The sequence below is a fragment of the Metabacillus sp. KUDC1714 genome (genome assembly GCF_014217835.1).
In the GTDB taxonomy this organism is placed as follows: domain Bacteria; phylum Bacillota; class Bacilli; order Bacillales; family Bacillaceae; genus Metabacillus; species Metabacillus rhizosphaerae.
In genome coordinates this window covers 4,194,916-4,219,917 of sequence record NZ_CP055263.1, presented here as the reverse complement: position 1 = coordinate 4,219,917, position 25,002 = coordinate 4,194,916, and the positions used below count along the sequence as shown (strand labels likewise).

The 25,002-nt window shown below is 36.2% G+C and carries 24 protein-coding genes, 1 pseudogene and 1 other annotated feature; all 25 genes and pseudogenes read right to left on the bottom strand.

Annotated features, from left to right (window positions below):
- Window positions 1-8: 8 nt before the first annotated feature.
- Window positions 9-554 (bottom strand): bifunctional pyr operon transcriptional regulator/uracil phosphoribosyltransferase PyrR, encoded by a 546-nt coding sequence (pyrR, locus tag HUW50_RS19405; RefSeq protein WP_066337944.1) that lies wholly within the window; start codon window positions 552-554, stop codon window positions 9-11.
- 232 nt (window positions 555-786) lie between these two features.
- Window positions 787-1,701: an RluA family pseudouridine synthase gene (locus HUW50_RS19400; protein WP_066337946.1), complete on the bottom strand. Its 915-nt coding sequence runs from the start codon at window positions 1,699-1,701 to the stop codon at window positions 787-789.
- Window positions 1,702-2,169, bottom strand: coding sequence for a signal peptidase II (gene lspA, locus HUW50_RS19395; protein ID WP_066337949.1), 468 nt, complete (start codon window positions 2,167-2,169; stop codon window positions 1,702-1,704).
- Window positions 2,170-2,358: 189 nt separating this feature from the next.
- Window positions 2,359-2,721 (bottom strand): TraR/DksA family transcriptional regulator, encoded by a 363-nt coding sequence (locus tag HUW50_RS19390; RefSeq protein ID WP_396652550.1) that lies wholly within the window; start codon window positions 2,719-2,721, stop codon window positions 2,359-2,361.
- A 282-nt stretch (window positions 2,722-3,003) separates the two neighbouring features.
- Window positions 3,004-5,766: an isoleucine--tRNA ligase gene (ileS, locus tag HUW50_RS19385; protein WP_066337951.1), complete on the bottom strand. Its 2,763-nt coding sequence runs from the start codon at window positions 5,764-5,766 to the stop codon at window positions 3,004-3,006.
- Between the two features lie 193 nt (window positions 5,767-5,959).
- Window positions 5,960-6,189 (bottom strand) — a binding site (T-box leader).
- A 241-nt stretch (window positions 6,190-6,430) separates the two neighbouring features.
- The gene (locus tag HUW50_RS19380) at window positions 6,431-6,937 is read right to left on the bottom strand and encodes a DivIVA domain-containing protein (RefSeq protein ID WP_066337955.1); all 507 of its coding nucleotides are present in this window, start codon (window positions 6,935-6,937) and stop codon (window positions 6,431-6,433) included.
- Between the two features lie 136 nt (window positions 6,938-7,073).
- On the bottom strand, window positions 7,074-7,850 hold the full coding sequence (locus HUW50_RS19375; RefSeq protein ID WP_185653124.1) for a YlmH family RNA-binding protein: 777 nt from the start codon (window positions 7,848-7,850) through the stop codon (window positions 7,074-7,076).
- Between the two features lie 83 nt (window positions 7,851-7,933).
- Window positions 7,934-8,197 carry a YggT family protein gene (locus HUW50_RS19370; protein WP_066337959.1) on the bottom strand — a complete coding sequence of 88 codons (264 nt, stop codon included), beginning with the start codon at window positions 8,195-8,197 and terminating at the stop codon, window positions 7,934-7,936.
- A 7-nt stretch (window positions 8,198-8,204) separates the two neighbouring features.
- On the bottom strand, window positions 8,205-8,651 hold the full coding sequence (locus HUW50_RS19365) for a cell division protein SepF (RefSeq protein WP_066337961.1): 447 nt from the start codon (window positions 8,649-8,651) through the stop codon (window positions 8,205-8,207).
- A gap of 1 nt (window position 8,652) precedes the next feature.
- Complete coding sequence (locus HUW50_RS19360) at window positions 8,653-9,339, bottom strand: YggS family pyridoxal phosphate-dependent enzyme (RefSeq protein WP_185653123.1); 687 nt, start codon at window positions 9,337-9,339, stop codon at window positions 8,653-8,655.
- Window positions 9,340-9,357: 18 nt separating this feature from the next.
- Window positions 9,358-10,179 (bottom strand): peptidoglycan editing factor PgeF, encoded by an 822-nt coding sequence (gene pgeF / locus HUW50_RS19355; protein ID WP_066337968.1) that lies wholly within the window; start codon window positions 10,177-10,179, stop codon window positions 9,358-9,360.
- A 93-nt stretch (window positions 10,180-10,272) separates the two neighbouring features.
- Window positions 10,273-10,530, bottom strand: coding sequence for a YlmC/YmxH family sporulation protein (locus HUW50_RS19350; RefSeq protein ID WP_066337972.1), 258 nt, complete (start codon window positions 10,528-10,530; stop codon window positions 10,273-10,275).
- A gap of 345 nt (window positions 10,531-10,875) precedes the next feature.
- Window positions 10,876-12,129: pseudogene (gene ltrA / locus HUW50_RS19345) on the bottom strand (group II intron reverse transcriptase/maturase).
- Window positions 12,130-12,719: 590 nt separating this feature from the next.
- Window positions 12,720-13,541 (bottom strand): RNA polymerase sporulation sigma factor SigG, encoded by an 822-nt coding sequence (gene sigG / locus HUW50_RS19335; protein ID WP_185654080.1) that lies wholly within the window; start codon window positions 13,539-13,541, stop codon window positions 12,720-12,722.
- Window positions 13,542-13,643: 102 nt separating this feature from the next.
- Window positions 13,644-14,363 (bottom strand): RNA polymerase sporulation sigma factor SigE, encoded by a 720-nt coding sequence (gene sigE, locus HUW50_RS19330; protein ID WP_066335840.1) that lies wholly within the window; start codon window positions 14,361-14,363, stop codon window positions 13,644-13,646.
- Window positions 14,364-14,624: 261 nt separating this feature from the next.
- On the bottom strand, window positions 14,625-15,557 hold the full coding sequence (spoIIGA, locus tag HUW50_RS19325; protein ID WP_066335843.1) for a sigma-E processing peptidase SpoIIGA: 933 nt from the start codon (window positions 15,555-15,557) through the stop codon (window positions 14,625-14,627).
- Between the two features lie 427 nt (window positions 15,558-15,984).
- On the bottom strand, window positions 15,985-17,130 hold the full coding sequence (ftsZ, locus tag HUW50_RS19320; protein ID WP_066335849.1) for a cell division protein FtsZ: 1,146 nt from the start codon (window positions 17,128-17,130) through the stop codon (window positions 15,985-15,987).
- Window positions 17,131-17,171: 41 nt separating this feature from the next.
- Entirely contained in the window at window positions 17,172-18,458 is a 1,287-nt protein-coding gene (gene ftsA / locus HUW50_RS19315) for a cell division protein FtsA (protein WP_066335852.1), read from the bottom strand.
- 168 nt (window positions 18,459-18,626) lie between these two features.
- Entirely contained in the window at window positions 18,627-18,989 is a 363-nt protein-coding gene (locus HUW50_RS19310) for a small basic family protein (protein ID WP_066335864.1), read from the bottom strand.
- A gap of 1 nt (window position 18,990) precedes the next feature.
- Window positions 18,991-19,719, bottom strand: a complete 729-nt coding sequence (locus tag HUW50_RS19305) for a DUF881 domain-containing protein (RefSeq protein WP_232329060.1) — start codon at window positions 19,717-19,719, stop codon at window positions 18,991-18,993.
- 62 nt (window positions 19,720-19,781) lie between these two features.
- A complete protein-coding gene (locus tag HUW50_RS19300) occupies window positions 19,782-20,486 on the bottom strand; it encodes a DUF881 domain-containing protein (protein ID WP_066335969.1) in 705 nt (234 codons plus the stop codon).
- Window positions 20,476-21,264, bottom strand: coding sequence for a cell division protein FtsQ/DivIB (locus HUW50_RS19295; RefSeq protein ID WP_066335869.1), 789 nt, complete (start codon window positions 21,262-21,264; stop codon window positions 20,476-20,478). Before HUW50_RS19295 ends, HUW50_RS19300 begins: the two co-directional genes overlap by 11 nt.
- 308 nt (window positions 21,265-21,572) lie before the next feature.
- On the bottom strand, window positions 21,573-22,481 hold the full coding sequence (gene murB, locus HUW50_RS19290) for a UDP-N-acetylmuramate dehydrogenase (RefSeq protein ID WP_066335872.1): 909 nt from the start codon (window positions 22,479-22,481) through the stop codon (window positions 21,573-21,575).
- Window positions 22,482-22,500: 19 nt separating this feature from the next.
- Window positions 22,501-23,595 carry an undecaprenyldiphospho-muramoylpentapeptide beta-N-acetylglucosaminyltransferase gene (gene murG, locus HUW50_RS19285; RefSeq protein WP_066335875.1) on the bottom strand — a complete coding sequence of 365 codons (1,095 nt, stop codon included), beginning with the start codon at window positions 23,593-23,595 and terminating at the stop codon, window positions 22,501-22,503.
- A gap of 231 nt (window positions 23,596-23,826) precedes the next feature.
- Entirely contained in the window at window positions 23,827-24,927 is a 1,101-nt protein-coding gene (gene spoVE, locus HUW50_RS19280; protein ID WP_066335881.1) for a stage V sporulation protein E, read from the bottom strand.
- Between the last annotated feature and the right edge of the window lie 75 nt (window positions 24,928-25,002).

The following is a 25,002-nucleotide window of genomic DNA, read 5'->3' as shown; positions in this document are numbered from 1 at the left end:
AAAGGGTTCTATTCGTTTTCATGGATTGTTACTTGATCATTTTTGTCTGCTTCATGAAGCTCTACTACTATTTTTTCAGAGCCAGATGTTGGGATGTTTTTCCCTACATAATCAGCACGAATTGGTAATTCACGGTGTCCTCTATCAACTAGAACTGCCAATTGTATATTGGCAGGTCTTCCAATATCAACTAATGCATCCATTGCTGCTCTAACTGTTCTTCCTGTATATAAAACATCATCAACTAGAATAACCTTTTGATTTGTAACATCAACAGGGATGTCTGAGCCTTTTACTAGTGGCTCTTGACTGTTTGTCTTTTTTGAAAGATCATCTCGATAAAGCGTAATATCCAGCTCACCAATGGCAATTTTTTTTCCTTCAATTTGTTCAATACGCTCTGCTAGTCTTTTTGCTAAATGGATACCTCTAGTTTTAATACCTACTAAGACGCTATCCTCAATACCTTTATTTCTTTCAATAATTTCATGAGCTATTCTTGTTAAAGCTCTGCGTATTGCCTGCTCATCTAAAACAACTGCTTTTTGAGTCATTGTTCGAACTCCTTTCGTTACTTGTGTCTCCAACTTCATTATGGATTAAAAAGTAACCTTGAAAAACGAAAAACCCTCTCACCGTTTTGGGAGAGGGTTTACGAAGACATAGATAGACTAATGGCATAAATATGACCATAGTCATCATTTCCGTTTTCCTTCTCAGCCTCACGGGACTGTGTTAAAGGTTCTTATTAAGTTAAAACTATTATGCCAAACATGTAGAAATGTGTCAACGATTATTTTTTATTTGATCTAAAACTTGCTCAAATTCATCTGGTAAAGGTGCTTCAAATTCAAGGTATTCTTTAGTGCGCGGGTGTTCAAAGCCTAACACACCGGCATGAAGTGCCTGTCCATTAATAGGCAACGTCTTTTTCGGACCATATTTCGGATCTCCAACTAATGGATAGCCTATATATTTCATATGAACACGGATTTGATGGGTTCTTCCCGTTTCAAGCTGACATTCTACAAAGGTAAAGTTCTCAAAGCGCTCAATTACATGAAAATGTGTTACAGCATCTTTACTGCTCACATTTGTAACAGTCATACTTTGACGATCAACCTTATCACGACCAATTGGAGCATTGATTGTTCCATGGTCATGCGGAATACTCCCATGAACGATTGCTTTATATCTTCTTGTTACAGACTTCTCAACCAATTGCGCAACCAATGATTCATGTGCCATATCATTTTTTGCAACCATTAACAAACCAGAGGTGTCCTTGTCAATTCGATGTACGATTCCTGGTCTAAGTACACCATTTATACCAGAAAGATCCTGACAATGAGCCATTAACCCATTTACAAGTGTCCCACTTAAATGACCAGGTGCTGGATGAACAACCATCCCTTTAGGCTTATTTACAACGAGTACATCTTGATCTTCATAATAAATATCGAGGTCCATATCCTCAGCAATAACGTCTAATGGTTCAGGTTCTGGGATTGATACGACGATTTTATCAGCAAGTTGACATTTATAATTCGTTTTTATTTCCTTATCATTTACTTTAACTGAACCATCTTTTATCCAGAGTTGAACTTGAGAACGCGACCACTCGTCATTGTATGTTGACAAGAATTTATCAATCCGTTCATGTTTATGCTCTTCACTAACTTGTAATTCAATGATGTCCATTTATGCTTGCTCCTTCTCTTGTTTCCCTTCAAAAAACAACATATGAATAAATAACAATACAACACCCACACATAATGCAGAATCGGCAACATTAAAGATTGGGAAGTCATATGAAAAGATATATGTATTTATAAAATCGACAACTTCTTTACGGAATAAACGGTCAATGAAATTACCAATTGCTCCACCTAGCATTAAACCAAGCGCTATTCCCATTACCTTATTTTCCTTTGTATGTTTTTTTATATAATAGATGATACCAACAATCACTATTGTTGTGATGATATAAAAAAACCACATTTGTCCTTGTAAAATTCCCCATGCTGCTCCCCGATTTCGATGGGATGTAATATATAAAAAATTTTCGATTACGGTTATGTTCTCTCCAAGCTGCATATTTTTGACAATAAACCATTTCGTTACTTGATCAATCAAAATTATTATTGCTGCAATTATGTAATAGAACACGAATTCCTCAACTCTCCTCTTTCCTTTTTTGCTAAATGTGACATTTATCCTTATGAATTGTATCATATATTGAGGTTTTAAGCACTACTTGGATAGTGCTAGCTTGTTGCTACTATTTTTTTATCAAAAGTAAAAGCCCAAACCTACTCCTCTTACAGAGAAAATTTGAGCCCCAACGTCGACAGTGACTTAAAAATCACTACCAGTAATATATGTTTCTTCATGTGTATAATCGTATTGTGGGAGAGACTTACGTTCAAATAATTCCTGGAAATAAAAATCATATTTTGTCCTAGCTGTTGGGAGTATCCTTAATTTCTCAAAAGGAATTTCTTCACCTGTTTCTTCGCAATATCCGTAAATACCTTTATCAAATTTCATTAAGGCACGTTCTACATCTTGAAGTTCCTCTTTAATATGATGCATCAAAGTAGTATCTTTTCCTTGATGATCATCACAAGTCATTTCAAACAAACTGTGATCAAACAACCTAGTTCGCAGTTCTTCTCTCATCACTTGCAATTCATAACGGATCCCAAAAAATTGATTCAAGATGGACAACTCCTTATCCTTCTCATGATGTATCTATAGTTTATCCCGAGAAATCCATGCTCACCCTATTAAGAATTTTCCTGTGATTGAAATGCATGCTAAAAAAATTTCGAATAATTTTGGTGAATGGGTATTTTTTACCCTTTGTTTTTATTGTTTAAACATTTTTGATTAAAAATGGGCTTGTTAAACAGACAGGGTCAGACCCCTATAAAGTGTAGACTAAAATACTTAGCACTACGCTCTGAAGGGGTCTGACCCTCGGTCAAAACTAGTTAATACTTAATAATGTTCTTTCACAATCCCTGCACAACGTGGGCAAAGGGTTGGGTGTTCTGAAACCTGGCCTACTTCTGGTGTTACAATCCAACAACGGTCACATGTTTCACCTTCAGCTTGTGTGATGACAATTTTCACTGAATCGAAGCCTTCTGCATTTTCTGGTGCTTCTTCATACGCACCAGCAATTTCAAAACCTGAAACAATAAATAATTGTTTTAAGTCTTCTTCTACAGATTCAAGCAATTCTTTTGCTTCAGCATTAGGATAAAGTGAAATACTCGCAGTTAATGACTTCCCAATTACTTTTTCATTACGAGCTACCTCTAATGCCTTTAAGACATCATCACGTAATGCCATAAATGCATCCCACTTTTTCTCCAGCTTTTCAGCTTGTGGATAGCTTTTAACCTCTGGCATATCAACTAATTGAACACTTTCTTCTGTTACTGAGTCAATATGCTCCCAAACTTCATCAGCTGTATGTGGAAGAATAGGTGTGACTAATTTAACAAGAGACAACAGTGTTTCATAAAGCACAGTTTGAATAGCACGACGTTCTTGGTTTTCTTTTGATTCAATATAAAGTACATCCTTAGCAAAATCTAAGTAGAATGAACTTAATTCAATTGTACAGAAATTATGAACTGCATGATAGATTGCAGCGAATTCATACTGGTCATATGAGTCTTTTACACGCTTTGTTAGCTTATTTAACTTCACAAGCATATAACGGTCGACATCACGGAGATTTTCTAGGCTGACTTTATCTGTAGCCGGATCAAAGTCTGCTAAATTACCAAGTAAGAAACGGAAAGTATTACGGATCTTACGATAAACCTCTGCAACTTGTTTTAAGATCGCATCAGATACTCTTACATCTGCTTGATAATCAACTGATGCTACCCATAATCGTAAAATATCTCCACCTAGTTGTTTCATTACTTTTGAAGGTAATACCGTATTTCCAAGTGATTTACTCATCTTTCGTCCTTCACCATCAAGCGCAAAACCATGGCTTAATACGCCTTTATATGGTGCTTTACCAGTTACAGCAACAGCTGTTGATAAAGAAGAGTTAAACCAACCACGATATTGGTCAGATCCTTCAAGGTATAAATCAGCTGGTCTTTGAAGGTCATCTCTTTCTAAAAGAACTGCTTGATGTGATGAACCTGAATCAAACCAAACATCCATAATATCATTTTCTTTAGTGAATGTACCATTTGGACTTCCTTCATGTGTAAAGCCCACTGGCAGGAGATCTTTTGCTTCAAGTTCAAACCAAATATTTGATCCTTTATCACGGAAAAGGTTTGATACATGTTCAATTGTTTCATCAGTAATAATTGGTTCACCATTTTCAGCATAAAATACTGGAATTGGTACTCCCCATGCACGTTGACGTGAAATACACCAGTCTCCACGATCACGTACCATATTATAAAGTCTAGTTTCTCCCCATGCTGGAACCCATTTTGTTTCATTAACAGCCTTTAATAGATCATCACGGAAATCTTTAATTGATGCAAACCATTGAGCAGTTGCACGGAAGATCGTTGGTTTTTTTGTTCTCCAATCATGTGGGTATGAGTGGGTAATGAATTGCAGCTTTAATAATGAACCAGTCTCTTTTAACTTTTCAGTAATTGGTTTGTTTGCTTCGTCATAGAATAATCCTTCGAAGCCTTCAGCCTCTTTTGTCATATATCCTTTTTCATCAACAGGACATAAAACATCTAAACCGTATTGACTACCAATAATAAAGTCATCTTCCCCATGACCTGGTGCAGTATGAACACAGCCAGTACCACCATCACTCGTTACGTGTTCTCCAAGCATGACAAGAGACTCGCGATCATAAATAGGATGTTTAGCAATCACACGATCAAGCGCTGCACCTTTAATTGTACGATCAACCTCATAATTTTCCCATCCAATAGTGTTTGCCACAGATTCAACTAGGGCTGAAGCAACAACGAATTTTTCACCATCTACAGCTACAACACTATAATCTAATTCTGGGTGGACGGAAATACCTAAATTTGCTGGAATTGTCCATGGTGTTGTCGTCCAGATGATGATTTTTTCATCATTTGTTAAAACACCTTTCCCATCTTGAACTGGGAATGCCACATAAATTGATGGAGAGCGTTTATCGGCATATTCGATCTCAGCTTCCGCTAGAGCAGATTCACTTGAAGGTGACCAATAAACTGGTTTAAGGCCTTTGTAAATATAACCTTTTTTAGCCATCTCACCGAATACTTTGATTTGCTGAGCTTCATACTCAGGCTTTAACGTAACATATGGGTTATCCCAATCACCACGTACACCAAGACGTTTAAACTGTTCACGTTGCCCATTAATTTGTTCCCAAGCATACTCTTCACATAGCTTACGGAACTCAGCGACCGACATTTCTTTTCTTTTTACTTTTTTATTTTTAGTCAATGCAGTTTCAATTGGTAATCCATGAGTGTCCCAACCTGGAACATATGGAGCACAGAAGCCTGTCATTGATTTATAACGAACAATAAAATCCTTTAAAATTTTATTAAGTGCATGCCCCATATGAATATCACCATTTGCGTAAGGAGGACCATCATGCAAAATGAACAGTGGTCGATCTTTCGTTCGTTCTTGTACTTTATTGTAAATATTCATTTGCTCCCATTTTTCTTGCATTAGTGGTTCTCTGTTTGGAAGGTTTCCACGCATTGGAAATTCCGTCTTTGGCATTAACAAGGTATCTTTATAATCCATTTTCATTCCTCCAGCTTTTAATAGTTAATTTTTTCCGAAAAAGTTTGCTGCCTTGTAATAGTGTCTTCACTTCAGGATGAATTTTATTTTTTTGTGAAAGGTCGAAGAGAGACTAACAAGAATCTGACAATTTCCCAATTACCTGTTTTGTGGTACAACTTTCTTTAGAAAACACAAAAAACCCTCTCATCCCACAAGGGACGAGAAGGTTTATCTCGCGGTACCACCCTATTAGATTAATTCATTAAAACTAATCCACTCAAGCATTCGTAACGAGAATGATTCGCCTGTGCTTACTTACAAATATGTTCAGCATGGAACTCTAGGGTGATCTTCATCCTTTTTCCTTATGTCGAGCTTACACCATCCTCGATTCGCTATATAAGAATTGTAAAGGATTACTATCCCTTTCACCGTTTTACTATAAGGTTGTTAATGAACAAAAGCGCAAGCGCCTTGATCAGCCCCGACAAGCATAAGATGATTTAGGATAGAAGGCGTTCTTTGCCTTCAATTCTAAATTAGCTTATGACCTCGAGGGGCTAGGCGCTGGAGCTGGATGTCGTGCGCTTATCCTAAGTTCAAGAATTTTATTATTTCTTAAACGATAAGAAAAACCTCTATGTTTTCGTATTATATGCGAAAAAAAATGAAAAAGTCAAGTTTAGCTTTTAGTTTCTTCTGCTTCACCAAAAATTGGTTCTACTTCATACTCTAATAAATGATCCCAATCATCATTTTTCAATAGATCAAGTTGTGCTTCAATTAACATCTGGAATCGCGTTCTAAATACTTTTGATTGCTTTTTAAGCTCTTCAATTTCCATTGCAATTTTCCGAGACTTCGATAATGATTCATTAATTATACGATCCGCATTTTTCTCAGCCTCTTTAATTATTAGCTTTGATTCTTTCTGGGCATTTCTCTTAACGTCTTCTCCTGCTTCTTGAGCTATGATAATTGATTTATTCAATGTCTCTTCAATATTTGTAAAGTGACCTAATTTTTCAGTTAGTTCTATAACGCGTGATTCAAGCTCTTTCTTTTCGCGGATGATCATTTCATAATCTTTTATTACTTGATCTAAAAATTCATTTACTTCGTCTTCATCATATCCACGAAATCCTTTATTAAACTCCTTATTATGGATATCTAACGGTGTTAAAGGCACGGATGCCACCTCCAATATGTAGTTAAATAGTTAATCCTTGTCAACATTATAAATCATAATTCGACAGGTTTGTTGAAAATCCTGTTATTTAGGCAAAAATATTTTACTTTTATAAGGATAAGGTCATGTAAACTTATTATTTTTGTTTATTAACAATTAATCTCCACTTGTCTTTTTTCGTTTTCCCTTCAACAGCTGTTATTTCACTGCGACCATATCCACGTACGGAGAGTGTATCTCCATCGCGACATTCAAATGATACGGAATCAACCGTTTTCCAATTTACTTTAACAAGTCCATTTGTAATAAGTGGCTGGATTTTTTGCCGTGAAATGTTATAAACCCCTGAGCATACAACATCAAGTCGCAGTGATGATACCGTCATAATTAGCTCTTGCATCTCTTCTATTTGGGGGATTAATTTGTTCAAACATATTTCCTTCAAACTAATTTTAGCTCGACCAATTTCTTGGAAGTTAGCTTTTAAATATTCTGCAATCTCACTTGCACATACTAGCTGCACAATGTCTTGATTAATACGAATATCACCAAATTTTGAACGTTTTAGTCCCAGACTCATAAGCGATCCTAGAACCTGACGATGCTGAAGATTGATAAATTTGCTAGCATATTGTATTTCAAAAAGAGTTAACTTAAAATCCTCTTGTTCTGGCAGAAAATAGTCCGGGTATATTAAAGCTCTTTTTCGTTCAGTGACTTCTACACCACCTAAAAAAGAAACCTTTACATCTGAATTTTCACCAATTACTGAAGCTACAATTTCTTGTTCTCGAGGATCTAAAAAATCTGATAGCTTTGGACTATATTGATTTTGCACGGTTTCCTTCCATTCTAGAACCTGATCGATAAAATGTCGTTCTTCACCACGAAAATGTTGATATATTTGATCCATAGGTTACAACTCCAGTTACACTATATTGCATGGTTAAAATATGTATTATGTTATGTATGAAAAAAGAGGGACCAAAAAGTCCCTTAGCCAATCATTCTAAAAAGTGCAGCCACGCCAGACTGTGCAAATCTCAAAGCCAAAATTGCTACGATTGGAGAGATATCAATCATTCCTAATGGTGGTATTATCTTGCGAAAGGGTTCTAAATATGGATCACATATTTTAGCTAAAAATTGTCCAAAACCAGATTCTTTCGCACCTGGGAACCAGGACAATAAAATGTACACAATAATCGCATACGAATAAAACGTTAACAATGTAACAATTAAATTAAATAATATATTCATCTTGTGATTACCACCTTTGATGTTCTTCTTCTGATACTAACTCTGAAATAGATCCTGATACATCTACATTATCAGGTGTACATAAAAAGATATTCATACCAATTCGTTGAATATCACCACCGATAGCATAGACGGTTCCACTAAGAAAATCAACAATTCGTTTTGCCTGATCTCGTTGAATACTTTGAAGATTCACTACAACAGCTCGGCGATTTTTTAGTTGATCTGCAATTTCTTGTGCTTCCGCATACACTCTTGGTTCACATAAAATAACTTTAGAGGACTTTTGAAGACTTTGCAAACTAACAACATTTTGCTTTTGTGTTTGTGATTGCGGTTTATGTGCGATCTGTTGCTGTTCTTCATATTCGTTTTGCTGATCTTCATTTTCTACATATTCATACTCTTCATCATCTAATGCAAAAAAACTCTTAAATCTATTTTTAATCGACACATTAAACACCTCCGTTTTCATTTCCAACGAGTGAAGTACCTATGCGAATAAAGGTAGCTCCCTCTTCAATCGCCAGTTCAAAATCGTTTGACATCCCCATTGATAGTTCATGACAAGGTGCAAAAGGGAGTTGTAAAGCTTGTACTTCTAATTGGAGATTTTTTAATTGTTTAAAGCATGTCCTAATAAGTTGTCTATCGTCAGTAAATGGCGCCATTGTCATTAATCCTACAATTTGTATATTATTTAAGGACTCAAGCTCTGTTACAAATCTTATGACATCTTCTGGAGAACAACCATGCTTTGATTCTTCTCCAGATACATTTACTTGTACAAAGCACTTCATGGGCTTTTGGGCACGTTTATCAATTTCCTTAGCAAGAGAAAGACGGTCTAATGAATGTATGTATTCTACCTTGTCGATGATATTTTTCACTTTTCTAGTTTGGAGAGAACCAATAAAATGCCATATAGCCTTGTTTTCTATCTCTTCATATTTGTGATGAAGTCCTTCTTCACGGTTTTCACCTAAATGATAAACACCAGCATCAATTGCCGCTTTTGCTCGCTCTACACTCACATATTTTGTTACAGCAATCACTTTAATCTCTTTCGGATTTCGTCCAGTACGTTCACATATGCTGTCAATATTTCTTCTAATGGTTTGATAATTGTCCTGCACGTTCATTTCAAGAGTTAATCCTCCTTAATTTATTCCAATAAAGCTTAACATTCGACCTGTTTTTCCTTTATCTCGACGATGGGAGAAAAACACATCTTCTTCACAGCTTGTACATTGCTGTGAAACCGTTATGTTTTCTTCTTTTACTCCAGATTCAAGTAGTAAGTATTTGTTAAGCTGTTTTAAATCTAATTTATATTGACCTTCAGATACCAAGGTATAAGGTAATGGATATTTCTCAACAATATTTTTATTAATTGCTGAAATTACCCGGTAATCTACAGTGTAGCAGCATGCTCCTATTGAGGGCCCTATCGCTACTCGAATTTCTTTAGGATTAACGCCCTCATCATGAATCCATCTACTAATCATCAAGCCCCCTATATCATTTACTGTTCCTTTCCAGCCAGCATGTGCAACACCTATTAATGACTTTTCGGGAGCAATAAAAAAAAGAGGGACACAATCTGCAAAACATAATGACAGCATAACGCCTACTTCATTTGTATAGAATCCATCACAATTTGAAAGACCATCATCATAAGCTGTTAAACCTCTACCACAATCAAGTTTTGATACTTTTTCAATATGTGTAGAATGAGTTTGTTCAGCAAATACCCAGTTGTTTATCGGAAAGGAAGTTTTTGCAGCTAAAATCCCTCTATTTTTTACAACTGTTTCTTGATGATCATTTACATGAAGGCCAAGGTTTAGAGTGGAGAATGACCCACTGCTAATTCCACCCGTTTTTGTTGAGAATCCAACAGTTAGACCATCTATAAGTTTTTCCCATTGTGACAGTGTTAAAAAGGATGTGTCTATTTGTTGAAATGGTTCTGCTGTCATTTAATATTCAACCCTTTGTTTTCGACATTAAAAAACGATCTTTCGCACTTATTTTACCACATCTTACCCATTACGTTTAGCATGATTGACAAATTATTCATCAGAACTCTCAATTTGTCGATTCATTCTAACAAGAATGACATCTTCACCTATCTTCACTATATTTCGCCATGGAATGACGAATTCCTCGTCTTTTCCGAAAAAACCTAACATTTTTCCATGACCATTAATAATGATTGCTTGTATTTTTCCTGTAGTCACATTTATATCAAAGTCACCTATATTCCCTAGCTTTTTACCGTCAGAAACGTTTACAACATCCTTAGTTTGAAATTCAGATATATACATCAGTCTGCCTCCTTTACCTTATACCCAAAAACGTCACCTATTACATATCTATGTTTAAGGAAGTATAAACTATTCAAATGAATCCAAAAATTTTTATTTGGATGTAAGTACAAAAGCGCAAGCGCCTTGATCAGCCTCAGGAAAATAAGATGATTTAGAATAGAAGGCGTTCTTTGCCTTCAATTCTAAATTAGCTAGACCCTAGAGGGGCTAGGCGCTGGAGCTGGATGTCGTGCGCTTATACACAGTTTAAAAATTTTATAATTTACGCTAATCGAGTAGGAGGGGGTGACTAACCCCCGACCTCTCACACCACCGTACGTACCGTTCGGTATACGGCGGTTCAAATTAAGTGTGACGTAAAGTTTCGTATCGTTCAGATAGACTTTTGAGACCCTCTTTTCTCCAGAAAGAGTTATTGAGGGCACGGTGAAGGATTGGACTACTGGTTATTCGCCAGTAGCCCTTTCTGCTATTTCCCCATTCATATGCTTTGTGTTTATCAATTCCTAGTCCTATAAGTTTCCTTATCCTTGTTTTAGGAAGTTTCCACTGTTTCCAGTAACACAATCTCAGTCTTCTTCGAATCCAACTTTCCAAACCTTTAAAGATACTTGGAGTATCTGCCAATGCGTAATACCCACACCAACCCACTAAATACTGATTTAATTTCTTTATTCTTACATCCATTGGTATCGGTGATTTTCTTGACGTTATTTCCCTAACCTTCTGTTTAAATCTCTTGATACTTTGTTTGGATATACGTATTTTCGGCTCTTTTCTGTTAGTAAAACTAAAGCCTAAGAATTTTCGGTTCCATGGTCGATCTACGGCTGATTTCTCACGATTTACCTTTAAACTAAGCTTCTTTTCAATGAAAGACGTTACACCCGCCATTGTTCGTAAGCCAGCTTTCTTAGATTTCACGTAAATATTACAATCATCCGCATACCTCACGAATTTATGCCCTCTATTCTCTAATTCTTTATCTAACAAATCTAGAATGATATTTGAAAGTAGTGGACTTAGCGGACCTCCTTGTGGAGTTCCCTCTGTATTTTGTGAGACCACGCCACCCATCATAATCCCGACATTGAGATATTTTCGAACAAGATTTAGTAGAACTTTATCGTCAATACGCTTTGACAGTAGCCCCATGAGTTTGTCATGGTTCACTTTATCGAAGAATTTCTCTAAGTCTATGTCGACTACCCACCTATAACCATCTTCGATGTATCTTTTCGCTTTCCGTACAGCGTCATGCCCTCGCCTTTGTGGACGAAACCCATAACTGTTTTCAGAAAATGTTGGGTCATAAATTGGGGTTAATGTTTGAGTAATCGCTTGTTGAATGAAACGGTCTATCACGGTAGGGATTCCTAGTAATCTAACTCCGCCGTTTGGTTTCGGGATTTCGACACGACGAACGGGTTGAGGTTCATAGGTTCCCTGTTGGAGAGACTTTCTCAATTCGTCCCAGTGCTAGACAATATACGAACGCAGGTATTGGGTCGACATCTTGTCTACACCGTGACTGCCTCCGTTACGTTCCACTCGTTTAAGAGCGTTCAGTAAGTTTTCTCGTGATAGAATTCGTTCCATTAACATTAAGATATATCCTCTCTACGTGAATGAGATGTTCTATTTGTGCCATTAGTAGCTCCACCCTCTTGAAGTCCCCTGTGTATTCACCACTTCTTCCTTCAAGTAAGTCTCGTAAGAGATTGTCTGCTTCTACACTACTTATGAACGCCTAGTTCTCATCCTTCCTAACTTGTTCAGTCCTTCCCTTTCATTCTCGAGTTTGAAAGGTACTATGACCTCTGCTGACTTCTGACTGTTCAGCTATCTATCACTAGATAGGTTACCAAGAGTGCTTGGCTTATCAGTCAGACCTCCCCAGGTAAGAGTACAGTCTTTCACTCCATCTATCTGCTTCATTTACTCTATACCACCTTCGGCAGAAAGGACTTTGTTTTGTTAAGCAAACTCATCCAATGGTATCTAGCCTTATATGAAGTTCGTGTTCCTCAGACCGGAGGTTTGCCGCTCGCTTCCTTCAGATTCTGCGTCACCACAGACACCCTTGCGTTAAGCTACTGCTACTTCTGCCTTCACAGTTCGGGACTTTCACCCTATAGACTGCACCCATGCTGGGCACACTTAAAAAAGACCACTCACAAGGAGCAGTCTTAGTTTTGAATATTTTTATTCATTTGTTTAATAGCAGCCTTTTCTAACCTAGAAACTTGAGCTTGAGAAATTCCGATTTCTTCGGCAACTTCCATTTGTGTTTTTCCTTGAAAAAATCGTTTTCTAAGAATTAGCTTTTCACGACTATTAAGTCGTCTCATTCCTTCTTTTAAAGCTAATTCTTCAATCCATTGAATATCACGATTTTTTTCATCACTTAGCTGGTCCATCACAAAGATTGGATCTCCCCCATCATTATAGATAGGTTCAAATAATGAAACGGGATCTTGAATGGCATCAAGCGCAAAAACAATTTCTTCATGTGGAACCTCTAGCACCTTTGAGATTTCCTCAGCAGTTGGTTCTCTTGATGTCTCACTCATAAGTCTTTCTCTAACCTGAAGAGCCTTATAAGCGATATCACGAAGTGAACGGGAGACACGAATTGGATTGTTGTCCCTTAAATATCTACGAATTTCTCCGATGATCATTGGTACAGCATATGTTGAAAATTTGACATTCTGGCCTAAGTCAAAATTATCGATTGATTTCATTAATCCAATACAGCCAACTTGAAACAAATCGTCAACAAATTCTCCTCTGTTGTTAAATCGCTGGATTACACTGAGTACCAATCTTAAGTTGCCATTCACCAGCTCTTCTCTTGCTGATAAGTCTCCGCTTTGCATTTGCTTAAATAGCTCTCTCATTTTCTCGTTCTTAAGGACTGGAAGCTTTGAGGTATCTACTCCACAAATTTCGACTTTATTTCTTGTCACTTCTTTCCCTCCTAACAGGAGTTGCTGTACAGTGTTAAGTATCTCCTCGAGAGGAAAAAATATGCACAAGCTATTCGAGTTAGGAAGGATAGAAATGCGAATTTTAATTGATACAATAAGGAAAAGTTAGGTTAAAATTTTTTTTTAAACCATTTTATTAAATTCCTTTTGTAATCTTTTTATTATCCGTTTTTCTAACCTTGAAATATACGATTGTGAGATGCCAAGCATGTCAGCAACATCTTTCTGTGTCTTTTCTTCACCACCCTGCAATCCAAAGCGAAGTTCCATAATTTGTTTTTCTCGATCATTAAGTTGTTGAAGAGCTTTCATTAATAATTTACGATCGACATTTGCTTCAAGGTCCTTTGTAATAATGTCATCTTCAGTTCCTAATACATCTGATAAAAGTAATTCATTTCCATCCCAATCGATATTCAAAGGTTCATCAAAAGAAACCTCTGATCGCAATTTATTATTTCTTCGTAAATACATGAGAATTTCATTTTCGATACACCTAGAAGCATACGTAGCAAGCTTGATTTTCTTTTCCGGATTAAACGTATTTACAGCCTTTATTAAGCCAATTGTTCCAATACTAATTAAATCCTCGATATTAATACCCGTATTTTCAAATTTACGAGCAATATACACAACTAGGCGTAAGTTTCTTTCAATCAGAATCGCTCTAGCTGCCTGATCACCTGTAGGCAGCTTTTGTAAAAGTACTTCCTCTTCATCCTTTGAGAGAGGTGGTGGTAAGGCTTCGCTGCCACCGATGTAATAAACCTCATCTGATTTGAGTCCTAGCTTGATTAATAGCTTATACCATAGGTAAGTAATGTGTAATTTTAACTTTTTCATTTTCCTCCCCCTTCTTAGAAATGCGGAAGTGCCTAGACTAAGCCCCGACTAGCATAAGACGCTCATGAATAGAAGGTATTCCTTACCTTCCATTCATGAGTGGCTTATGACTCGAAGGGCTAGGCACTGGTGCTAGACATTAGAAATGCAGAAGTGTCTCGCTCATAGTGGTGGAACTAGACACAAACTAAAGTAAAAAAACTTATAATTTCTTAACTTCTAAAATAAAAGAATCAGAGTAAAATAGAAGAAAGTGTTCTTTTAAGATACGTGCTCGATAGATTGACCTTGAAGCATCTTTGGATGGACAATACATTCATATTCATCTTCAGAGGACAATTTTGTTCGATTCAACCCTACAATCGTTTTATGTACCTTAATTTTTTCGTTTTTCGTTTCTATCCACACTTCATCAGGTTTAAAACCTAATAAGAATTGATGCTCACTCCCAACAACTCGATATGGAATTATTCTCACTCGATGTTCCCAAGGGTGACTTTCATTGCCACTCTCACTCATCGATTTCATTACATCATCTTGGATGGCTTGATTTACCAAAGGCTTTGGTATGTAGTTCTGAGCCTTCAAAGTATCAATAATCATTACTGGACTTCTTGTTATCGGATCAAAAAGCTGATTCCCACTATCAACCAACCCATTTAATGTAAACTGAGTTGATTCCACTCTTATCGTAACAGTCACCAATTGATCGAAATGGATTTTTTTTGCCTCTAAACCTTCAAGGCGATTTCTTGAAAAGATCCATACAACTGGAAAACCTATAAGTACAAACAACCAGCTTATTGGGTGTCCGAATCCAGTTGAATTTGTCATTAAAACCCCATCCAAGTAACTCATTTCTGCCTGCAAAAAATAATGTGCACCTATCATGCCGCCACCTACCATAAAAGTGACAAAATAAAAGGTTAGCAAGCTTTGAAAAAAGTAACGAAATCGTTTAAAACCAAATGCTAGTAAAACCATCATCATTGAAATGATCATTTTCCCTATTGGATGTGTAGCTATAAAAGCTAATGGTGAAAACATCATAAGGACAATGCTTGAACCTAAAAGAGCTGATAGAAGTATTCGTAGTTTGAATATTTTCCTTTTCAATGCAATGGCTGTTAATAAAAGCAGAAACAAATCAAAGGAAAAGTTTAAGAGCCAAATAACGTCTAAATAGATAGACATCTGTTACTCCTTTCCCTGTTATAAAAGCGTAAGCTCTCTTGATTAGCCTCGTACATTATAACGCTTATGACCTCGAGGGGAGAGACGCTATAATTAGACACCCAAACTAAGTATTAAACCAATTCTTTTAATCCTTTCAAAAAGCCCAATTAGATTCGGTCATATAAGAGGACCTGTTAGAATTTAGTATAAATCGTCACAGCCATGAAGTCTGTCACTTACTGCCGAGAAAGTGTAAGTATTTTTGATAGATTATTAGAATTTTTGTCGAGTCGTTTGTAAGGAATAAACAGAGACAAAAGTAGAAAAAGTTAAATTTAGAATAAGGAAACTATATTATTCAGCCATTTTCGATAACTTAGCAAATCACATAAAAAAAGAGTGCAATTCATCATTGAATTAGCACTCTTTTTTTATTCATAATCGATTATCGTCGTTTGTTACGATTTCTTAAAAATGTAGGAATATCTAAAGCTTCATCCGATTGTTGAACATTATTACGAGATGTTGTTTCATGAAGTGGTTCTTCACGCTTTATCTCACGTTTTGGCGCTGGGTTTGTACCTGTGTTACTCCCTCCACCAAATTGACGCGTTTGTTGTTTTAAAGGGTTAACATCTTGTTCTGCAAATCCAGTTGCAATCACGGTTACAATAATTTCATCCTTTAGGTTTTCATTAATAACAGATCCAAAGATCATATTAACTTCCTGGTCTGAAGCAGATGCAACAATATCTGCTGCTTCTTGAACCTCGTATAAGCTTAAATTATTGCCACCAGTAATATTCATAAGAACACCTTGAGCACCATCAATTGATGTCTCAAGTAATGGACTTGAAATAGCCTTTTTAGCAGCCTCAGTAGCACGACTTTCTCCAGTAGCTACACCAATCCCCATTAGTGCAGAACCTCTATTAGACATAATTGTTTTGACATCTGCGAAATCAAGATTAATAAGTCCTGGTTTTGCGATTAAGTCTGAAATACCTTGAACACCTTGACGTAATACGTTATCTGCTTCTCTGAAAGCTTCGAGCATTGGTGTATTTTTGTCAACGATCTCAAGTAATCGGTCATTAGGGATTACAATAAGTGTATCAACAGATTCCTTCATTGATGAAATTCCACCCGCAGCTTGCATCGCACGTTTACGACCTTCAAATGTAAATGGTCTTGTAACAACACCAACTGTTAGCGCACCTAAATCCTTTGCAATTTGAGCGATTACAGGTGCAGCACCAGTTCCTGTTCCTCCGCCCATTCCAGCAGTAACGAATACCATATCCGCGCCTCGTAATGCTTCTTCAACCTGCTCTCTACTTTCTTCAGCAGCTTTTTTACCAACCTCTGGATTTGCACCTGCTCCTAATCCACGAGTAAGCTTTGAACCGATTTGCATTTTAATTTCTGCTTTAGATAAATTTAAAGCTTGTGCATCAGTGTTGACAGCAATAAACTCAACACCTTGAACACCATGCTCTATCATTCGATTAACAGCGTTATTACCACCGCCACCTACACCGATTACCTTGATGGTAGCTAAGCCGTCAATATTTGTATCAAACTCCAACATGCGAAATCCTCCTAATCCATCAAATAACTAATTGATGTGAACTATTCAAAGAAGTAGCCAAAGAACTTCTTTACTTTGTTTACTTTTTTATCTTCTGGCTGTTGCTTTTGTGTTGTACGTTGTTGATGTGATGGTTCCTTTGCAGCTGCTACTTCAACAGCATTCACTGAAACGTTAGAACCAATCTTTCTCCCTTGAATTTTAGCATTTTTATGTGCAAATTGTATTAAGCCTACACCAGTCATATATTGAGGTTCTCTCACTCCAATATAATCCGGACTAGCTATTCTTACACTGTTTTGAAGGACAGCTTGTCCTAATTCAAGGACTCCAGACATTCTAACTGTTCCACCAGTTAATACAAACCCACCTGGTAACTCACTTACACCTAGTCTTTTTAATTCATATAGAATTAACTCATATATCTCTTCAAGTCTTGCTTCAATAATATCAGCTATTTCTAATTGATTAAAGTCTCGCTTTTGATCTGATCCAATAATAGTAGCTTCAAACACTTCATCTTCAGATGCATGATCGTAAAAAGCGTGTCCATATTTAACTTTAATTCGTTCGGCTTCATCTGTTGTTGTACGAAGACCGATTGATAAGTCCTTTGTAATATGTTCTCCACCAATTGGAAGAACAATCGTTGCAAAAAGGTGATTTTGCTCAAACACAGAAATGGTTGTAGATCCACCACCGATGTCAATAAGAGCTACTCCAAGATTTTTCTCATCCTTAGACAACGCTACAGAACCAGCAGCTAGTGGTTGTAAACAAATATCAGTAATTTCTAAGCCAGCGCGTTCTACACATCGTAACAAATTATGTAATATCGTTTTAGAACCTGTAATAATTGTGCCTTCCATTTCCAAACGAACACCTAGCATTCCTCTAGGATCATTGATTTCATCTAATCCATCAACAATAAATTGTCTTGGGATTACATCAATTATTTCTCGTTCTGGAGGAATGGAAATTACTTGAGCTGCCTCGATTACTCTTCTTACATCTTCATTAGATATTTCGCGATTTTCGCTTGAGACCGCTACGACTCCATGGCAATCTTGCAAATGCACATGATTCCCTGTTACTCCTACAACTACTCTCTTTAAGGAGATTCCTACCATTCTTTCAGCTTGCTCTACCGCTTTTTTTATAGAATGAACGGTTTCATCTATATCAACTATAGATCCTTTTCTTAAACCTTCTGATTTTACATTACCTACACCTATAATGTTTAAAGCATCATTCGTCATTTCACCAATAATTACTTTAACACTGGATGTACCGATGTCAAGACTTACAAATAATTCATTGTTGTTCATTCTAAGGCACCTCCTTATCTATCAATACTTTCTATTCTATTCGTTGAAGAACAACATGACAATGAATCTAGTTTTACATGTTTGTAACAAAATTATTTTTTGAATATTTTCTTGATTTTGCCTTAATAGTGTTTATTCGTCAAATACTTGATATTCCCTTTTAAATATTCAATTTTTTTTCAACTTTCCTCTAGAAATAGACCATTTTGATATCAAAATTCTTCTAATAACCGCAATATTTTGGAAAAGTCTTACACCAAATGCAAAGACAGCTACTAAGTATAAGTCTACACCAAGATGAACACCGAGAAAAGCTAAACTTGCAGCTAAAATAATGTTAAAGAAAAAACCTGAAACGAACACCGTTTCATCGTAAATATCTTGAAGATGTGCTCGGATTCCACCTAACAATGTATCAAGTGCAGCTAATATAGCTATTGATAAATAATTTGAGTACTCTGGGGGAATACGCATCTCTGATATCAATCCTAAAAAGACACCAAGAATAAGACCTAATATAGGAAGCCACATTTTATTTTCCCCCTTCTTCGATTTCTAATGGCTTCATATTTTTAACACGAATTGTATCTTCATATGCAGGTATTGTCATGCTATCAATTGGGTTAGAAACGGATAGACTCAAGTTATCAATCGCAAAATCTTCGTCAGTTGTCGAAGCGTTCATCCGATTATAGAGCTTATCAGCATTTTCTGAGATTACTTTAATCTCAATTGGATATGTATGTAAGCTATAGTTGTCCATTTTCGTTTGTCCATTAATATCTCTTATCACTGTAGAATTAATTACTCGCCTTCCTTGAATCGAAATTTCTTCGGCATCATAAGAATTTAATTCATTTATTAAGCGTTTTAACAGTTCAGGTGAGATATTTGGTAACGGTTCACCAATCAATTCTTCAGAAAACAATCTGTTAATTGTAATGATAATACCAGGTCCGGTAACTTCAGTTAGACCTGCCTCTTCTTTTAATACATTTAATGTTTCTTTTAAAGCTACTTCTGGATTTTGATTTTCTTCTGCTTCATATGTTTCGATAATTTCATTATATTTTCTTATTTCAGAAAGCAGTTCAACTTGCAATTGTTGTTCCTTTTTTAAGTCTTCCCTAAGCTGCCACATATCACGTGTATCTCGTACAATAGGTTCTTTAATTGTTTGAAATTGAATCGCAAGCATTAATCCAAATATCATCGTTAAAAAAGAAAAACTCATACCCTTTTTCCAATTCGTTTGCTTCAAATCATCCACCTATCTGTCTTTACATGTATTCTTTCTCTCTTTAAAACAGTATGTAGATACTCCTATGACTGGGTCTTTTGCTCTTGTAATAAAGGATCCATTTTAATTTCCTCATTTTTTTCAACTGTTACCACAATATGATCATAAGCTAATTGATCGATAATACCACCAGCAATATTCAACGCTGAGAGTAAGACATTAGGATCACCTATTGCAGAAATAACAAAAGGAGCGGGAAATTGATTTCCATCAACAGTTACAACAGGTCCATTACAATATATATAGGAATCACTTGATAATCTTTGGCCGTTAATGGAGATAGCATCTGCACCTGAAATATAAAGTTCGTTAATAACATTAAATATATGACTCTCATGCACGATATAATTATTAACATTATCGCCTTCAGGTATATAAGATGCATCCTCTAACGTCACTTGCACTCCTTTTCCAACCACTGGTAAATCGCCCACATACATACGATATTTTTCTACATCTTCTACAAGATTATAATAAACCTGCTTTTGATCCTTTAATGATTCTTCAATTTGCTTAACTTCCTCTTGTTTTGCATATAATTCCTTTTGTAAATCTCGATTTATTTCTTCATTGTTAATAAGTAAAGATCTTGTTTCATACTCTTTATCCCATTGTTCAGCAGATATTGTTCGATTTTGATTTCTTTCTTTTGTAAGCTGATATGAGTAAGAAATTAAAAACCCTAAAACGAGAAGGACAAGGGATAAAATAACATAACTACCCCTCAGTTTCATTTTCACTTTCAGCTTCCTCCTCTGTCTGTAGCGGTTTATAGGATTCAAAGTAAGAGCCTACTTCCAAATGAATAACTCCTATGCTGTTTTCATCAAGTTGACTAACAATAGAAGGGTATGCGTCCATTTTCTTTGAAAAAGTACGAACTGAAGCAATCACTTCATAACCATCATTCATATAAAGTCGAACTAACCAAGGATCGGTTTTCCCAGGAGTATGATGGATCTCAGAGATTGAATTAAAAACGCCTGGTGATAGTTTTTTTAATTCACTTATCATAACCTGTATATCTTCATCACGTTTCCAATCAATTAAAACAGGAGCATCTGCAGGAGCTGTCTCCTTTTTATCCTTTAATACTTGTCCATTTTCAAGAATAGGTAAATAGGAACCTTCCTTTTCAAGATAAGCAATACTGTCATGCTCTTCAATAACTAAAACAATATCGTTAGGTAATTTCTTCTCTACCTTTACATCTTTTATTTGTAAAAGACTCTCGACAGCATTTGTTACTTGATCTGTATTGATACTCCAAAAACCAGATGAGGTGGTTATTCCACTCAATTCAATGATCTTTTCCGAATCAACCGTTTTATTTCCTTTAACAGATATACTCGCAACCTTACTTAAGGGAGATTGAAAGTAGATTACAAGCAAAATCAAGAGAAAAAACACGGATAAAAATGAAATTAGTCTACGGTTTGTCTTCTGTTTTCGCTGCTGCTGTAACTTTGGTATGCGGTCCTCTAACGAAACAACTTTTTTTTCCAATCATTTTCACCCCATCCTAGCAGACACTCTAGGCAATCTTTGATTCAATTTTTTGACATTGTCTTTCATAGCACTCGTTTTGATTACGGAAAAAAACAACTTAACAATTGGTTATTTTTTTTCGAAAACATACGAAAAGTCGCTATATATGTTAAACGATAAAACAAACGGCATTTTATATGCCGTTTGTTTTATCTATAAAAAAGTCATTTTTAACGACAAAATATATCATTTTAACGTAACTCATTGACCAATGGATCTTAATGGTTATTATAACACAGGAAATGAAATTATTGGGAGGTTTGTGCCTATTTAAGACCTATTATTTCAACTTCTGTTTCCATCGATACCTCATATTTTTCATAGATGGTTTTTTTGACAAAATCAATAAGATCTAACACATCTTGTGCTGTTGCTCCACCTGCATTTACGATAAAGTTTCCGTGCATTTCTGAGATTTTTGCACCACCGATTTGATAACCTTTCAATCCAGCGTCCTCCACTAGTTGACCTGCATAATTCGGTAGGGGATTTCGAAAAATACTTCCTGCACATGGATAATTCCAAGGCTGAGTATCTCTCCTGTAATCTTTATTTTTTTGCATAACAGCGACAATATTTTCTTTTTCCCCTTTTTGCAATTTTAAAACCGCACCGATGCATATTCCAGGTCTTTCCTCTTGGAGAATAGAAGTTCTGTAGGAAAACTTCATCTCTTCATTTGTTAACCATTCCAACGTACCATCTTCAAACAAAATATGTGCTTTAACAAGAATTTTTGACATATCGGCTCCGTGTGCCCCAGCATTCATGTACACGGCACCACCAATTGATCCTGGTATTCCACTGGAAAATTCTAAACCTGATAAACCTTTTTTACTAATAATTGTTGCAAGTTTTATGATAGAATATCCACCGCCAACAGTAAGGGTATCTCCATTTAATTCAAAATCATCCATTCCTAAACCAAGCTTAATTACAACACCCTCAATTCCCTGGTCTGCAACAAGAAGATTTGATCCCCTGCCAATAGCTCTCCACTTTACATTATGTTTTTTTATAATGCGGAAAGCTTTAGTTAGGTGTTCACTGTTGCTCGGTTCTATAAAAATCTCTGCAGGGCCACCAATTTTCATCGTTGTATGCTTTGCTAAAGGTTCATTCTCAAGGACCTTTCCGATATTCGCTTCAATTAAATCTTGATATAAAGTAGACATAACAACCTCCTAAATGCGTTTATTTCATTGAAATTTCCTTCATTACTTGATAAACTCGCAAAGCAGCATCTGGAATTCCCAATTCTTTTGATGCTCTTTTCATTTCAGTTAATTTCATATCGTTTAGTAAAATTCCTTCAATTTTCGATAGTAATAAGTTTCCATTTAGTTCTTGTTCGCGAAGCATAATTGCAGCTTCATGATCACTTAATGAGCTAGCATTTTTTTCTTGATGGTTAGCTGTTACATACGGACTAGGAATTAATATACTCGGTAATCCTAATGCTGTTATTTCTGCTAATGAGGTCGCGCCCGCTCTAGAGACAATTAAATCAACAGCTGATAAAACCTCTGGCATGTTGTGGATAAACGGTTTAATGATGACATTTGATGAATCCTTTAATGACCTCATTTCCTCCATTACTTTATCATAATGGACCTCCCCAGTGACATAAACGACCTGGTACGGCTTTTTTGCAAGTGCCGGTATCATTTGTAAAACAGCTTCATTAATTGCTTTTGCCCCACGGCTTCCTCCAAAAATTAACACTGTTTTAAGATTGTCTTTTAGACCTAACGATCGTCTCCCTTTTTCTGGGTCTTGACCTAAAACTTCTGAAGCTCTTGGATTACCTGTTAATACTACTTTATGCTCTGGAAAATACTTTTTTGCATCTTCAAAACAGATTGCAATTTTATTGACATAACGTGCTAAAAATTTATTTGTTACACCTGGTAGGCTATTTTGTTCGTGAATAACCGTCGGGATGTTCAGTTTAGATGCTGCATATACAACAGGACCACATACATAACCTCCAGTCCCAATGACAACATCTGGCTTAAAATCTTTTAAGTATTTTTTACTAACTGAGACGCCCTTTAAAAACCGCGTTACTGTTTTTACATTTTCAAATGAAAGCCTCCGTTTAAAGCCCGTAATTTCAATTGCTTTAAAGTCAATTTCTGACCGCTCAACAATGCCTTTTTCTAACCCATTTTCAGTCCCTATATATAAAAATTCAACATTAGAATTATGTTTCTTTATTTCATTTATTAATGCAAGCGCAGGATAAATATGCCCGCCTGTTCCTCCACCACTAACAACTACTTTCATGATAGCTCCCCCATTTTAATGGAATTTTTTTAGTATGTATATCGTTTGACGCCAATGCTTTTCACATGGAAACGTGATTAAGGCTGACTATGAAGATACTAACTAAAGGCATAGATATTAGCCTAAAGTCTGTCTCTTCGCTATCGTCAGCCTCATTATGTCATTATTAAGTGAATCCATACATGAAGGTTCCTTAGATAAATGATAAACCCTTGGTGATTGTTTCTGAAATTAAAATTTAGAGTACCTACTTACATTTAATAAAACACCAATCGCCATTAACATTAAGGTAAGCGATGATCCTCCATAGCTTAGGAATGGCAACGTAATCCCCGTTACTGGCATTAGCCCTGTTACAACCCCCACATTGATCATAACTTGGATTGCGACCATTGTGATAATTCCGATTGCTAAAAAGCTTCCATATAAGTCAGGAGCACCGAGCGCAATTCTCACTCCTCGCCAAAGGAGCAAGCCAAAAAGTAAAAGTACGAGAGATCCTCCAATAAACCCTAGTTCTTCAGCTAATATTGCAAAGATAAAATCAGTTTGTGGTTCTGGCAGGTAGAAAAACTTCTGTCTACTTTGCCCTAGACCTAAACCAAATAATCCACCAGGTCCTATTGCATACAAAGACTGGATGATTTGAAAACCACTACCAAGTGGATCTTCCCAAGGATCTAAAAATGATGTAATCCGTTTAATCCGATATGGAGCAGATAATACAAGTGCAACAAATCCTGCTACACCTAATAGTCCGAGCCAGACAAAATGAATGACTCTTGCCCCTGATACGAAAATCATAACAATACAGGTTCCGACCATAACTGTTCCTGTACCTAAATCTGGTTGCAACATAATGATACCAAACGCAGTAAAAACAAGTCCTAAGGAAGGCACTAGCCCTTTTTTAAATGAAGTGATTTTCTTTTGGTTTTCCGACAAAAATTTCGCTAAAAAAGCGATCATCGCCAGTTTCATAAACTCTGAAGGTTGGATAGAAAATGCACCGACCCCTATCCAACTTCTTGATCCATTTCGCTCCATGCCAATTCCTGGGATCAAAACGGCAATTAAGAGAAAAAAGCAAATAATGATTAACATTTTCGCCCACGATCTCCATGTCCAATAATCAACATTCATTAAGAAGAACATTGCGATGACACCAACCCCGGCAAATAAAAGCTGACGCTTAGCAAAAAAGAAAGAATCATCGAATTTATACGTCGCCCACACCGCACTGGCACTGTACACCATAATGAGACCGATTGTTAAAAGAAGCAACGTAAGGATAACTAATATAAAGTCTGGTGTAGACCTTTTTGCTGTCAACGCCGAACACCCCTGTACCTTTTATTTAAGGGCTATTAAGAAAAGTGCAAGCGCCATTTTCATTGTCTAAAAAAA

Coding starts and splice junctions, on each gene's coding strand:
- sigE (WP_066335840.1), bottom strand. CDS start 14,363: ATGAAAAAGTTAAAATTACACATTACTTACCTATGGTATAAGCTATTA.
- HUW50_RS19360 (WP_185653123.1), bottom strand. CDS start 9,339: ATGAACGTGCAGGACAATTATCAAACCATTAGAAGAAATATTGACAGC.
- HUW50_RS19310 (WP_066335864.1), bottom strand. CDS start 18,989: ATGTGGCTTCCTATATTAGGTCTTATTCTTGGTGTCTTTTTAGGATTG.
- spoIIGA (WP_066335843.1), bottom strand. CDS start 15,557: ATGTCTATCTATTTAGACGTTATTTGGCTCTTAAACTTTTCCTTTGAT.
- murB (WP_066335872.1), bottom strand. CDS start 22,481: ATGTCTACTTTATATCAAGATTTAATTGAAGCGAATATCGGAAAGGTC.
- ileS (WP_066337951.1), bottom strand. CDS start 5,766: ATGGATTATAAAGATACCTTGTTAATGCCAAAGACGGAATTTCCAATG.
- ftsZ (WP_066335849.1), bottom strand. CDS start 17,130: ATGTTGGAGTTTGATACAAATATTGACGGCTTAGCTACCATCAAGGTA.
- murG (WP_066335875.1), bottom strand. CDS start 23,595: ATGAAAGTAGTTGTTAGTGGTGGAGGAACAGGCGGGCATATTTATCCT.
- HUW50_RS19400 (WP_066337946.1), bottom strand. CDS start 1,701: ATGGACATCATTGAATTACAAGTTAGTGAAGAGCATAAACATGAACGG.
- pyrR (WP_066337944.1), bottom strand. CDS start 554: ATGACTCAAAAAGCAGTTGTTTTAGATGAGCAGGCAATACGCAGAGCT.
- HUW50_RS19375 (WP_185653124.1), bottom strand. CDS start 7,850: ATGGATCAAATATATCAACATTTTCGTGGTGAAGAACGACATTTTATC.
- pgeF (WP_066337968.1), bottom strand. CDS start 10,179: ATGACAGCAGAACCATTTCAACAAATAGACACATCCTTTTTAACACTG.
- HUW50_RS19370 (WP_066337959.1), bottom strand. CDS start 8,197: ATGAATATATTATTTAATTTAATTGTTACATTGTTAACGTTTTATTCG.
- ftsA (WP_066335852.1), bottom strand. CDS start 18,458: ATGAACAACAATGAATTATTTGTAAGTCTTGACATCGGTACATCCAGT.